Origin of the sequence: Acetitomaculum ruminis DSM 5522 (assembly GCF_900112085.1) — a bacterium.
GTDB classification, from domain to species: Bacteria; Bacillota; Clostridia; order Lachnospirales; family Lachnospiraceae; genus Acetitomaculum; species Acetitomaculum ruminis.
Genome location: NZ_FOJY01000008.1, coordinates 127,498 through 141,703, shown reverse-complemented (window position 1 = coordinate 141,703; position 14,206 = coordinate 127,498). Strand labels below are relative to the sequence as shown.

The window sequence follows — 14,206 nt, the reverse complement described above, 5'->3', positions numbered from 1 at the left end:
CATGCGATATCGTGCGCTTATGGGGTATTAGCTACCGTTTCCGGTAGGTATCCCCCTGTACAGGGCAGGTTGCCCACGCGTTACTCACCCGTCCGCCACTAAGTAACTTATTTCCACTTCCGAAAAAGCTTCTACAAGCACTCCGTTCGACTTGCATGTGTTAGGCATGCCGCCAGCGTTCATCCTGAGCCAGGATCGAACTCTCTTGTTTAAAATTTGTTTCCGTTTTTTACCGGACTCTTTAGTCCTTTTTGAATTTAGGTTTCCCTATTCTTGATTGGTTTTCAAGGTTTTCTTCGTACTGTTTAGTTATCAATGTCCGTATGAATATTCAATACTTCCAAATGAGCGGAGAAGGAGGGATTTGAACCCTCGCACCGCTATTAACGGCCTACTCCCTTTCCAGGGGAGCCCCTTCAGCCAGCTTGGGTACTTCTCCAAACGCCTGATTCCGCTTATCAGAAATATTATTTTTTAAGTCACCTGGTATAACCCAGATAGCGGAGAAGGTGGGATTCGAACCCACGGTCCCTTTCGGAATCACTGGTTTTCAAGACCAGCTCCTTAAACCACTCGGACACCTCTCCGTGTTTTTTATTTATCTCGTATCGGCCACGCGACAAGTGATATAATATCATCTTTTTTTTAGGGTGTCAACACTTTTTTGAATTTATTTTTATTTATTTTATATTTAATTAATTTTACGCTTTTACGCTCTTAAAACTGCTTAAAAAAATATACTTTTAATGACTGTACAAATATTTTTCTATATCAATCTCTTATTCGTTTTAAAAAGAAAGGAGTTAAAAATTAATGCTTTTGATTTCAGATGAATTAAAAATAAAACATTTTAACCGTTTAAGCCTAGATGAATATTTAAACTAACGCTTAAACATAATAATTACTAATTTTGACGTTCCATTTGGTTATCCCAAACATATTGATACAAACAACTACAATGATACCGAATATAAGCCGGTTGACAACGGTTATGATGAATTGTTTTATTTTACATTTTAAAAAATTAGGGTGCACAAATTATGGAAGGATATGACGATTTGCTTAAAAACTAACATATATTCTAATTGAATTAGAAGCAGAGAGTAATCCTTATAATACATACAAATGTACTATGTTTATAAAAAGAAGATAGAAAAGCTAGAACAATTTATAAATGTTGTGGTAGCACTTGGTAAAATGGTAATCATTATATCATTTACGCAGATAAAGGGCTGGTTTTAAGTCAATATAACGGACAACGAAAGTGCGACTCTACGCCGTACCTTTCATATAGAACACACCCTCCTTTATGTTCCTCCAGCAGCACTTTTTCGTTTTGCAATTCGATTAACAGTCAAGATTTTAGGAATTTTTTTAGTGGTGTTTCCTTTACTTTGATGTCGGAATACTGTGAAAATATTTTTCTCCTTCAGCTATTTGCGAGTATTTTTCCACCTGATGTCTTTTTTCATATAGAACACACCCTCCTTTATGTTCGTCTAGCAGCACTTTTTCGTTTTGCAATTCATGGAACAGTCGGGATTTTAGAGCTTCTTTTAACGATGTTTCCTTTACATTGATGTCGGAATATGGTGAAAATGGGCAAGGTTCTGCGTCACCATGGGAATTAATATGGAAAAAACCTCTGCCTGCGGCAATACATCCACCAGAACTTTTTTCGTCTCCCGGAAAAGATACAAATACCATTTCTTCGTGTTCTTTTCTAAGACAAAATATTTCTGTATTCAGATTATCTCTTTCATCATCTGTTAAGGCAAGTTCTTCTGAATCCGAGGATACAGGAACATATTCAACAAAAATAACAGCTTTACACCCTTTATCAGATAGCATACCTATAAAATTCTTAGAGGAAACCTCTTTAATATTCTCCTTTGTAACTGTTACAGATACGCCAAAAATTATATCTTTTTTCTTCAATTCATCCATATTAGAAACAATTTTTTCATAAACTCCGGCACCGCGTCTGTTATCAGTTTTCTCGCGTCCCCCTTCGATGCTCATTATAGGAAGCAGATTCCTGCATTTATCAAACTTTTTTAGATATTTCTCATTCATAAATGTACCATTTGTAAAAATAGGGAACAATATGGATGTTTTTTTCCCTGCCGCATCGATTACCCCAGCTCTTAACAATGGTTCTCCTCCAGCAAGAAGTATAAAACTAATACCCAATTCATCGGCTTCATTAAAAATTCTTTGCCATTCCTCGTCGGACAACTGGTTAACCGGTTTTGAATCTTTAGTTGAATTATTGCATCTGGAATAACATCCGGCACAATGTAAATTACAATTACTGGTAATACTGGCAATAAGAAATGGAGGTACATGCTCACCTTTTTCTTCCATTTTCTTTCTTTTTGCTGATGCCACCTTACTTGCCATCATAAATCGTGCCATAAAAGCACTTTCTTTTGGATTTTTTATCGTTGCCCTTATGGCATCCGTAACTACGCGTTCTACACCACGAGTCATATATTCTTGTATATCAAATTCTTTTTCCATGCCTGCTTCCTTTTCCTTTTACATTATCCTAATCTTTTGAAACTGTTTTTTCTGTTATCCTCTTCTGTTTTCTTTAACCAGCAATGCCACTTAGGTGCCTTTGACATAGACTAATGCTTTAGGATAACTTTTATTACTCTGGGATGGGGATAATGACAACTTATTCCTAAAATAACTTTTTTTCTCCTGTGATTTTTTCTTATCTTCAATTTATGTCTTTATGTATTGCATTGCTCTCCGTTAAGTTGTGCATTATAACCACTTATGTAAAAAATGCAACCAGGAGATTTTGCTTTTTCCTCACATTTATTCCATAACTGTCTAAGCAAATTCCAAATATCTTCTTTGATGTATCATTACAACTATGGCATTAGCTGATTATTATTTTATTATACTCTTTTTTTGGTTCTTCTTATGATATCGCCACTTTGTATTGATTTTTTCAAGTCACTTTATGCTATTTTTTATTTTTGGGGAATTTGCTAATACTTTTTCTTTCTGATTTTTGTGGTCGTGGCAGCACTTAATATTGATTTTTTCTTTCTAATATTCGTGGGATTTTTTTCGGTTTTTGTCGTCGTAGCGACACTTGGTAATGGTTTTCAGCTTATGATATACACAAACTTTATAAATTTTTGTCGTTTTAGAAGAGCTTATTAATGATTTTGATTTATTTTGATATTTGTGATCTTTTTTCTACTTTTGCTGTCTTTGTGGTACTTGATAATGCTTTTCTCTTTCTTATTTTTGTAAGTTTAATGCTGTGTTTTGATGTCATAGAGAAACTTACTAATACTTTCCCCTTCTGATATATATGCTTTTTTCCGGTTTTTGCCGTCGTGAAGGAATTTGGTAATGGTTTTCAGCTTATGATATACACAAACTTTATAAATTTTTGTCGTTTTAGAAGAGCTTATTAATGATTTTGATTTATTTTGATATTTGTGATCTTTTTTCTACTTTTGCTGTCTTTGTGGAACTTGCTAATGCTTTTTCCTTTCTAATATATAAGCCTTTTTTCTGTTTTTTATCATCGTAGAGGAACTTGATAGTGGTTTTAACTCAGTCTTTCACAATTTAATCTTAGTCCAGCTCCATTTCCCCTAATTTTCAGGCTTTTGAAATGGGAGGACTTTTGCATAATGTTTCAATCTTTATTGTCTTCATTTTGTTATCAGTTGGAGTTATTACTTCTTTTTTTAGATATACTTCCAACGGTTTTTGTCATTTTATGAAGTCCTTTTAGGCCAATTTTTTTCAAATCAGGAAGTGTAATAGCGCCAGTTGATTCAAATATGGAAAACAGATTATCGACAAATTCGTTTAGCTCATCATTACTCATTTTATAAATGTTTTCCTTTAATTTTTGTTCTACAAATTTAGCTGTTTTTGAAACCTCTTCTGTCGTTATCAGGTGATTTCCCTCTATGCACCAGGTCGCCGGATTATGCTGAGCAACTGATATTGCAGTAGATTTTACAACAATCGGAGGGCATACTGGTTCCATAAGAAGTCCAACAATTGAGTCTTCCGGAATAATGCTTATTATTTTAGAACGAATGGCTTTCATCCAGTTGGATTTTACAGTTTTTTTCATGAATCCCGGACCATCGTTACTATACACATTTATTATTCTCTCCCGTATAGCAACATCGCACAGAGCAGTGGCGTAAATAGCCAGATGACCTCCCTTTGAGTGTCCACCTATTCTAATGAGACGATTATTTTCACTACCTGTTTTGTTAAGATATTCAACTGCCTGTCGCTCTGCTTCCACTTCCTCAAGTGCCAGCATAAAATCTTCTTTCCAGCCGACAATGGTGTCATCGGTGCCTCTAAATGCAATATAACTTGTGCCATCAGGTAATAAAAATTCCATTGCTGCAAATTGCAGGGTTTTATCAGGTTCCAGTATACTGACATAATTGCGGACTTTTATGTGGCGGTATCGGTTTGTGTCTGCAATCATTTTCAGGGTATCCGGGGCATTACTAAGGATAGAACCTTTTCCAAATCTCTCTTCGTCAAAAAATTCCCTAAAATAGATTTCATTTAATTCCTTGATACTTATTACCTCAGCACCGGTTTTTTCAAAAATTCCATCCATTGGAATGTAAGATAAGCACGAAAGCACTATGTTATCAATTATATTAAATCCGTCCTGCCAAAATTCCAGATCCCCACGCCATTTTATATAATCGCTCATTGTTCCCATAGTAAGTTTGCGTTACTAAACCTTAAAAAAGTTATAGACTCTTAAGTTTCTTTCCTGGTTCATCAAAAGTCTTTCATTTTAATTATACTATTGGTTTTGTAGTAACTTTCTCCTTTCATAATGATAAGATGGACTTTCCTAATCCACTTTATTACCTCATACACACTGCGACACTTTATGTTTTATATTGAACTCCCCACCACCTATAGGAAGTGGGCTTCGTAGAGCCATTCGGCTCTTTTTAAGAAGTTTGACATTTAAGTTTCCACCCGATTACTCAGGCAATCCTTATTCTTACGGGCGTGTCCACTTCGCCCCTAGTGTATAGCCTTTCTAAGGACACAACATTACTTTTACGTAGGATGTTAAGTGCTCCATTTACATCAGCATTAAGACATTTGCTGTTTTTGCATTGATACATTCCTCTGTGAATTCTATTACCGCTAAATGTATATGTTTTTGGATTATCATTATTGTAAATTGGAAGGTCATCTCTATCCCAGAATGATGACTTTGATGTATAGCTTTCTTCCTGTTTTACAAATACAATACCATTTAGCTCACAGAGATATTCCAGTTTAGAACGTAGTTGTCCATATGGGATATTTACAAAGTTTTGATTGTTTCTTTTCCCCATATCTGCATTACGTTGGAATGTTTCATTATAACCAACAACAAGAGTTCCTATATTATTAGAAACACAATAGTCTATGATTTTACGAGCAGCCTTGTTCATATAGTCATTTACTTTATTGTTGCGATCACGAGCAATGGCTTTCTGTCGATTTGTAGTCTTTTTGACAAAATGCTGCTTGTCCTTAATGGACTGCAGGCGGGCATTCTCTTTATTGAACCACTGATTTATGGATTTAAGCTTTCTTCCGTCAATTATGAACGATCTGCCATTACTTGATACCGCAGTTACAAGATTATTTATACCAAGGTCAAGAGCCAGTGCATTGTTTTTGTTAAGATTTCTTTGAACACACTCAGCTTCGTAAGTGTACTGAATTTCAAAGAACCTGGCATGAGCTTTTGGTATGATACGTATCTCTTTAACCTTTTTATCAAGTAGGATCGGCGGGATTGTGAACGTAACAGGCTTATGGGTTTTCTTAAAGCTGTTTGAAAACGGAAGTATCAGCTTATTCCCATTAAGTCTTACAAAACCTATAACAAGTGTGGTATATCCGTCTTTTGGAAGATAATGTGGCAGTTTGCAATCCTTAAAAGCATACTTACCCTGTTTTGCAAGTTTAATTAAGCCAAAGAATGACTTGAAACTACCATCTACTTCTTTGAGTATCTGCTGTGCCATGTTAGAATTTAAAGCTTTATAATTAGGGCTATTCTTTAACAGAACATAGTTCTTCTCATACTTCAGGAATTTGCCTTCAGTAAAGTAATACTGCCTAACATTATAGATGGCTTCATTGGCAAGATTTTTAGCAGCATGGCATAATTCTTTTATAGAACGATAATTTTCTTTGGACAGATGTTTTACCTGTTGTTTTACAGTAAGATACATATAACTATTTCCTTTCATAAGACTCGGATCACTCCTGTATATGTATTATAGCATAATGTTTTACTAATAATACATATATTTAGTAAAACAGATGCAAAAAGAATAGTAGTAAAATCACTATTCTCTTAAAATATTCTTGATTTAACGCATTCATCCCCCTACCTACGCTTTGCTTAAAGGTAGGGGTTTTCTGCTAAATTTTCGATAAAGTGGACATTCGGAACGCATACAGTTCTAGATAAGGGTGGAATTTAATCTTGCAAGCCATAGTAGTAAACAGAATTTAACTTTGCAAACTGGAACCTCGGATTCCAATTCAGCTTTCAATGATTATTAGCAAATTTTACTAGAATAATATATTTAATAATACATCAAAAAAAGGAGAAAAAATCATAATTTATGTAAAATTGTGATATAATATAAAAATATTAAATTGGTTTTCTCAAAATAACTTTTTACTCAATAAAGAATTTTTATATGCTAAAACCCCGATGGGATAAATCCCTTCGGGGTTTTATAATTAGTCAGACTTTCCGTAAGCCTAAAAAAGGCCCTCTAAGAATTAAAAAAAGAAGAAAAATATTACTAAATATAAATTATAAAATTGTAATTATAAAATAAATAAAGAAAGGAAAAAATAAAACTATATAAATAAAAAATTAAAATAATAAATATAAAATAAATAAAACGATATATTTATTAAAGATATCTGAAAAAAACCTCTAAGCTATGGAAATTCTCAAAAGAAAAATATAGAATATGCAAATGTGATAAGACCTTGGAAAATTTTAGATACGAATATGAATATCTAAGTATATTTACCAAATATGATAAAAAAGAGACTAAATAAGAAGAAGGGGTCGAATCAAAAAAGGGATTAAATTAAAAAAGGTTAAATTAAAGAGATAAAATTAGAGAGACTAAAGCTTAGTAGGGATTAGATTTAAAAATAAAAAAGAGATTTAAAAGGCAAATTAAAAAATAGGACAAAGTTTAGGAAAAATAATTATATAAGATTAATCTACCTTTAGAAAACATTTCTATGGCAAATAAATCATTTCGGTAAATCACGTAAGGATTTAAAGAATATTTTAATTTCGGAAAATTTTTATACAAAAGACTTATAAAAATTTTTAAAAAGTTTAGGAAAAAGATAATTAGAAAATTAAAAAACGTGATTAAAAACCCAGCTCATAAAATTTTAATAAAATAAAGCGAATGAAAAAAAGTCTGTATAAAAAAAGACAAAAAAATAAAAGGAGGAAAAATAAAAATCGCTTTAAGAAACGCAAATAGGGAAAATGCGCAAAAAATAATTCCTTCATAATTTGCGTAAAGTAAAAAAAAATAAAAAAGCACATTTAAAAATTAAAAGAAAGGTGAGATTAAGATTATGAGAAAAAATTTTTTGAAAAAAACTGTGGCTTTTGCCATGGCAACACTTATTTTAGCAGAATCAGCAGGAACTTTTCCTAATGCAACTTTGACTGCTTATGCAAATGATGATATAGGCATATTAACAAGTGATGAAACAATAACAAAAGATGAACAGGCAAGTTATATTGCAGACTTTAATTATGATAAAGTTTATAATTTAGATAAAACCGGAGAAAATTCATGCGAAGTAGAATATAAACAGGAAGGATTTGCCCTTACCGGAGAAAATGGCTTAGTAGTTGTAAAAAAGAATGAGGAAGCTTTTTATGATTACAGTATAAATGTTTCTAAAGATGGAGAAAAAATATTACCTGATAAAGGTGTAATATATGATGTAGGATTCTATAACCTAGAAATTGTTGTAGATGGTAAAATCGTAGCTACATTAGAATTTACAATTAAAAAAAATCAAGTATCTGAATTTGTAGTTGATGGAAACTTAAATAAAACTGAAGATGGAAATCCTATAGATCTTGAAAACATAAAAGCAAGAGTAAAAAAACAACATAATTTAGATTTTGAAAATGTAGATATAAAAGATTTGGAATTTGAATATTATAATTTCAGTGGAGATACGAAGTTTGATAGTGCTCCAACAAAACCAGGAGAATATTCTTTAAAAGTTATATATCCCGGAAATGAAAATTATAAATCTACATATCAATTTATTTGGTATAAAATATCTGAAAAACCAAAAGAAAATGTAACAATACAACTTCAGCAGGTAAAGAAAAAAATCTATGATGGAACCCCAATAGATGCCAGCTATTTTAATGTTATTATAAATGGTGAAAAACAGGCTATAGATGAGAAAAAAATGGAACTCTCATTTGAATTATTACCTGAGCCAGATGTTAAAGGAAAAAATTTAAAAGCTGGGAAAAAACGATTTGTTCCGGTAGATGCTGGTGGTTATTTAGCAGTTATACATCTATATGAAGATGATACTCATGCTGCAGCGTATGGTCAAACAATTTGTGTCATAGATAGAGCCCAGACAGATTCTGTAGAAGTTAAAGTAGAAAAAAGAGAACAATTTGAAAATTTTTATGACCAATTATTGGTAAAAATAAAAGAAAAAGATGGAGAATTTGTAGAATGCAAAGATCGTGTAAAAATTGATTTCTACAAAGATCCGGAAGGAAAAGAAAGAGTAGAAGAACAGCTAAAAACGGGAGAATTATATTATGTAAAGGCAATGGTGCCGGTAGATAATAATTATTATGCTGCTTCAGATTTGACAAAAATTATTCTGGAAAAAGAAAGAATGCTAGATGAAAGATTAAGCATTAAACCGGTAAATAAATTAACATATAATAAACAACCTGTTTCTAAAAAAGATTTTAACGTATATTTCGAGAATAGAAAACTAAATGAAGATGAATATACATTAACATTTAATTTACCAGATGGTAATCTTCCTACAGATGCTGGAGACTATGAAGTAGAAGTAAGCGTGGATGCAGACGATTATACGATAATGTATAATAGAGCAACATTTACCATTAAAAGTGCTGAAAGAAAAGTAGAAGTAAAAGATAAAACAGTAGTTTACAATAACAAAGTTCAGAAAATAGATCCTGCTTTACAAGATGGAAAAGAGATAACATCAGGTATAGAATACACTTATTTCGCAGATGAAAATCTTGAAAAACCGGTAACTCCTAAAAATGCTGGAACATATTTTGTAAAAGTAATATCTAGAGATAAAAATTATTATGAATTTAAAACAGTAGTAAAACTTGTAATCAAAAAAGCAGATGCTAAAATAGCATTTAATACCAAATCACTAACTGCTACATACACTGGAAATGCTGTTAAACCACAAGCTAGCGTAAATAGCGGTGAAAAGGTAAGCTTTAAATATTATAAAGATGCTAAGTGTAAAAAAGAAATAAAAGCTGTTGATGTAAAAAATGTTGGAACATATTATGTAGTGGCTGTTGCAAAAGAAAATGAAAATTATAAGGGTGTTACATCAAAAGCATACAAATTTGTTATTAAAAAACAAGCAGCAAAATTAGACCTTACAGCTACTTCAAAGAAAACAAAAGTATTAAGTTATACAAAACTTCAAAAACATGATTTAAAATATGCTGTAAAAGCTAATGGTACTTACAAAGAAGCAAATAAAACAAAAAATATTACAAAAGGAATCACCTTCACTAAAAAAGGAGGAGATAAAAAAATAATAGTTTCACAAGATGGAAAAATAACAGTTAAAAAAGGTCTTAAGAAAGGAAACTATAAGATAACAATAACAATCAATTTCAAGGGATTAGCCAATATTGATAAAAAAGCTGTAGAAAAAACTATTACACTTAAGATAAAATAAATAAGCTATAATAAAAATATAATGTCACTATGTTAAGTAGTTGACAGTAAAAAAAAGAACCATTCTAAGCTCTCTTATGTTTGAGAAAAAGGGTGGTTCTTTTTCTTGCAGTCTTGTTATTATATTACCCTCTATTTGTAAAAACAAGGCGATTTTATGATTATTCAAAAAACGAATAGTTTTTATAGAAAATCTTATTTAACCATCAGTTATGCAAAAAAATCAACACCCTAACTTTTAGAGGGTGTTGATTTTAAATTAAGCATTAATTTTTACGCATTTTTAAGGGATGATGATGTGGTGTAAAGCGGACATTCAAAATCTGTTGTCAATGCTGCGCCGGAGAGGTCTACGCTATCGCCATAGCTTTCTACTGTTATTGTTAAATCTGATGTACCTTCTACATATACTGTGCCATCTGTGCCTACAATTGACACTGTTTTCTGGTTTTCATCAAGGATTGTTCCTTCGCAGTAAAGATTTGTTACTGTGCTGTCGCTTGTTACTATCCATTTTGAATCTGAGCTTATGTATACATTACAATAGCCATCTCCACCATTTCCTGCGTAGGTTTCATCATCTTCAAAAGAGCCTGTAAGGGTGCTGGCATTTGTCATATAGAAATCAAGCTGTGAGATGCTGTCCCAGATTACTTTTCCACTCATTTCCTGTGAATCAGCAGTAAAGGTACAATCTGCTCCGTTTTCACCTTCGTTTCCCCAGCCTCGGGAGTTGGTATTTCCTGTTGCCATGAGGAAAAATTCGCTGTCATCTGAATAGGTTATATCCACATCTGAAAGAAGGATGTTGGATTGTGTATTTGTGGTATAGATAAGACCACCGTTCTTAGCCTCTAAGCTTCCTCCAACTATCTGCATTGTGGCATTTCCAACTTCAGCATCTCCTGACATACTCTGGTAAACGATGATATCCCAGGTTGTATCGTTTGCTTCCAGATCCTGCATGTTTCCTGATATATCACAATCATAAAGATACAAATTGTTAAAACCTTCCATGCAAATTGCCTCAGAACCGTTAGATTTCAATGTAGCATTATTAACTGCAATATCTGCTGTACAATATACTGCCGGTGAACCTACACCATTACTTGTATATGTACCCTGGTCAACTATCATTGTTCCACCGCCTCTGTCACTTCTTATGGCAGCTGCTGATTCACCTTCTGTGGTGACATTAAGGTTGTTTGCATAAAGTGTTCCACCGCCTGCCACATGAATTCCTCCAGAGGTATTTTGCTTTGTATATATGGTTGAGTCAGAGATGTTTACCACACCATCTGCATAGGCGAATACTCCGGCTCCACCTGCTGCATCTGTTGAGATATTTGCATTAGTTATATTGGTTGTTCCATCTATTGTAAGAATAGCAGCTCCAACTCCGTAAAAGCTGGAATTATCTCCGCCGGTACTGTCTGACGAGGTTCTATCTACTGTAATGTTATCAAGAGTTACATTTGCACCATTTGAAACAAGGATTGCGTTTTCATCCGTATTTGTTGAAGTATAAGACTCATTTGATTCTTCTGTATCTTCAGAATATTCTGTAACTGCGTCATAACTGTCAACGCCTGAAGACTGACCCTGAGGAGGCTGACCCCCTCCGAATCCTTCAGAAAGGGATATTGATGAAATATTTCCATCGTCATCAAATGATATTTCTAAATTGCTTCCTTCTTCAATCTCTAAAAGAGTGATTCCACTTAAAACGGATTCATCAGATATTGTAAGAGTTGCTTCTTTTGTCTCCATTTCCGGCATTTCCTTTTTGTCGGAATTTTCTTTTGTTGTTTCGGATTCAGAATTATCATCTGTTTCCTTTGGCATTTCCTTTTTATCATCCAAAGAAGAATCTCTATCTTCTGACGGAGCTTCGCCTAAAGGTGGCTGTCCACCGCCTTCCATAACTGAAAGAGTTATTGTTGAACCATCGACCTTTGTAACAGTTCCCATTACACTTTTTCCGGCAAGATCATCAATGTCACTTCCATCTGTATATTCAAATTTGTTTTCTGTTGAATTTTTATCATCTGATACAATTGCTGTTTTGGTTGATGAGCTTGTACAAGCCGAAAGAGATGTTGCAACCATACCAGCTACCATAAGTCCACAAAAAATTCTCATTTTTTTATATTGCATATTTATCACCTTGCCAAATGGCTTTCCTTTCCTAAAAAATAAGTTATTAATGTTTTTTGTTAAACTTTATTATAAGAAGGAATCTGTGTAACGCCTGTTTGCTCTTTGAATACTTTGTGAATAGTATCTGATATGGAAATTCATTTTTAATATCTATCCCAAAGCAACATCTAAAGCCATCATTAAGGTGAATCCCACTGAAAACATCAATACTCCTATGTTAGAGTGTTCTCCTTCACTCATTTCAGGAATTAATTCTTCCACTACAACATATAGCATTGCTCCGGCAGCAAAACTTAATAAATATGGCATAGCCGGGACTATCAATCCTGCAAGGAAAATGGTAATAAGGGCACCTATTGGTTCAACAGCTCCGGATAATACGCCGTCTAAAAATGCCAGACTTTTCTTTTTTCCCTCACCATGGAGAGGCATAGAAATAATGGCGCCTTCCGGGAAATTTTGTATGGCAATACCAAGGGACAATGCCAAAGCACCACCAGCGGTAATTTCCGAAGAACCTGTTAGAAATCCTGCATATACCACACCAACAGCCATTCCTTCCGGAATGTTATGAAGGGTTACGGCAAGTACCATCATTGTAGTCTTTGCGAGTTTGCTTTTAGTACCTTCAGCTTTTTGTGCATTCATATGTAAATGGGGAATGACGCTATCAAGAATCAGCAAAAATATAATACCAAACCAAAAACCAATTAGCGCAGGTAGAAAGGAAAAATTCCCCATTGACTTTGACTGCTCAATAGCCGGGATAATAAGACTCCAAATAGATGCGGCAACCATTACACCTGCCGCAAATCCCGTAAGTGCTCTTTGTACACTGAGGGATAACTCTTTTTTCATAAAAAAAACGCAAGCTGAACCTGCTCCTGTTCCTATAAGAGGAATCAATATTCCTAAAAGTAAATCCTTTGTCATCTATATCACCTCACTTATATAATTAGTTTTATCTAACTCATATGTAAAAATCAAGCTAAAAATCCTAATTCCAAATGATATTTTTCATCACTCGGAATTAGGACTCCAACTGTGTTTTGTATGACAGTTTAAGCCTTCTTTTTTGTTCTACTTCGTACGAAATACAACAAATGTCCTACTGTCATTCCTATAAGGGATATTATCATACCGACTAATATTGTTGAAAATCTCGGAACTGCTACTTTTTTCATTGATATACTCCAAGCCATATCGAAGGTGCAGTAACTCAACATCATATACATAATTCCAAATACAATTGTAGCAAGCCACTTCCATCTTCCCCAATAATTATTTTCACCAATTATGAATGATACCATCAATGTTGCAAATGGAGTAACAATATAAAAGTACAAAAAGGTATACCCCATCTCATCACCAGGTTTCAAAAAGCACCAGAAAGCAATTACTGCAATTGTCCAAAACACAAAATAGGTCAAAATCAGTATTAATTTTGATAGCCTGTTTTTGCTCTTTACTACATTCGTACTTTCATCTAAAAAGTCCATATAATTATTCATCGACGTTTCTCCTTTCAAAAGGTAATCCAGACTAACCTGATACAGGTCGCTCATCTTAAGGACACTGATAATATCAGGGTATGATTTTTCGTTTTCCCAGTTGGAAATTGTCTGTCTGCTCACACCCAGGATTTCAGCCACCTGCTCTTGGGTGATTTTCGCCTCCATCCTTGATTGTCTTATTTTACTTCCTATTTCCATCTGCCGATTCCTTTCTTTTCTTTTAAATGAAGTATGAAAAATTTTAGCTAAAAAGTCTATCAAATGCTTTTTACATATGCATAAAATGGGTGTCAAAATTCTTTTACATCCGCTATTTTACTGGTATTTGAACGCAGTGTAAGCAATCCCCCGCTTCAAAAGCGTAAGCTTTAAGCGGGGGTATAAGCTTACTAGTGTCAGAAGGGGTTAAAGCCCCTTCTGACAGGTGGCACGAAGTGCCACTGCGTTCATGAGGAAGTAGCAAAGCGGATTCCGAATGTCCGCTTTACTGAATTT

At 33.6% G+C, this 14,206-nt stretch carries 7 protein-coding genes, 2 tRNA genes and 1 rRNA gene; 1 reads left to right on the top strand and 9 read right to left on the bottom strand.

Annotation, left to right across the window (positions count from 1 at the left end; genetic code table 11):
* From BM153_RS07025 to BM153_RS07000, 6 genes are all read right to left on the bottom strand, one after another.
* Window positions 1–211, bottom strand: a 16S ribosomal RNA gene (locus tag BM153_RS07025); the annotation flags it as partial.
* A 138-nt stretch (window positions 212–349) separates the two neighbouring features.
* Window positions 350–439, bottom strand: a tRNA-Ser gene (locus BM153_RS07020).
* Window positions 440–501: 62 nt separating this feature from the next.
* Window positions 502–587 (bottom strand) — tRNA-Ser (locus BM153_RS07015).
* 802 nt (window positions 588–1,389) lie between these two features.
* A complete protein-coding gene (locus tag BM153_RS07010; protein ID WP_092872129.1) occupies window positions 1,390–2,523 on the bottom strand; it encodes a radical SAM/SPASM domain-containing protein in 1,134 nt (377 codons plus the stop codon).
* A gap of 1,174 nt (window positions 2,524–3,697) precedes the next feature.
* Complete coding sequence (locus BM153_RS07005) at window positions 3,698–4,738, bottom strand: Mbeg1-like protein (RefSeq protein WP_092872127.1); 1,041 nt, start codon at window positions 4,736–4,738, stop codon at window positions 3,698–3,700.
* Window positions 4,739–5,015: 277 nt separating this feature from the next.
* Window positions 5,016–6,284 (bottom strand): RNA-guided endonuclease InsQ/TnpB family protein, encoded by a 1,269-nt coding sequence (locus tag BM153_RS07000; protein ID WP_330392039.1) that lies wholly within the window; start codon window positions 6,282–6,284, stop codon window positions 5,016–5,018.
* Between the two features lie 1,375 nt (window positions 6,285–7,659).
* Between BM153_RS07000 and BM153_RS06995 the strand changes: the two genes are divergently transcribed.
* Entirely contained in the window at window positions 7,660–10,038 is a 2,379-nt protein-coding gene (locus tag BM153_RS06995) for an MBG domain-containing protein (RefSeq protein ID WP_092872123.1), read from the top strand.
* Window positions 10,039–10,310: 272 nt separating this feature from the next.
* Here BM153_RS06995 and BM153_RS06990 read toward each other — a convergent pair whose 3' ends face one another.
* The 3 genes from BM153_RS06990 to BM153_RS06980 form a co-directional block, all read right to left on the bottom strand.
* Window positions 10,311–12,194, bottom strand: a complete 1,884-nt coding sequence (locus BM153_RS06990) for an autotransporter outer membrane beta-barrel domain-containing protein (RefSeq protein WP_092872121.1) — start codon at window positions 12,192–12,194, stop codon at window positions 10,311–10,313.
* A gap of 153 nt (window positions 12,195–12,347) precedes the next feature.
* Window positions 12,348–13,130: a ZIP family metal transporter gene (locus BM153_RS06985; RefSeq protein ID WP_092872119.1), complete on the bottom strand. Its 783-nt coding sequence runs from the start codon at window positions 13,128–13,130 to the stop codon at window positions 12,348–12,350.
* A 128-nt stretch (window positions 13,131–13,258) separates the two neighbouring features.
* On the bottom strand, window positions 13,259–13,909 hold the full coding sequence (locus BM153_RS06980; RefSeq protein ID WP_092872117.1) for a helix-turn-helix domain-containing protein: 651 nt from the start codon (window positions 13,907–13,909) through the stop codon (window positions 13,259–13,261).
* Between the last annotated feature and the right edge of the window lie 297 nt (window positions 13,910–14,206).

Coding starts and splice junctions, on each gene's coding strand:
- BM153_RS07010 (WP_092872129.1), bottom strand. CDS start 2,523: ATGGAAAAAGAATTTGATATACAAGAATATATGACTCGTGGTGTAGAA.
- BM153_RS07000 (WP_330392039.1), bottom strand. CDS start 6,284: ATGAAAGGAAATAGTTATATGTATCTTACTGTAAAACAACAGGTAAAA.
- BM153_RS06985 (WP_092872119.1), bottom strand. CDS start 13,130: ATGACAAAGGATTTACTTTTAGGAATATTGATTCCTCTTATAGGAACA.
- BM153_RS07005 (WP_092872127.1), bottom strand. CDS start 4,738: ATGGGAACAATGAGCGATTATATAAAATGGCGTGGGGATCTGGAATTT.
- BM153_RS06995 (WP_092872123.1), top strand. CDS start 7,660: ATGAGAAAAAATTTTTTGAAAAAAACTGTGGCTTTTGCCATGGCAACA.
- BM153_RS06980 (WP_092872117.1), bottom strand. CDS start 13,909: ATGGAAATAGGAAGTAAAATAAGACAATCAAGGATGGAGGCGAAAATC.
- BM153_RS06990 (WP_092872121.1), bottom strand. CDS start 12,194: ATGCAATATAAAAAAATGAGAATTTTTTGTGGACTTATGGTAGCTGGT.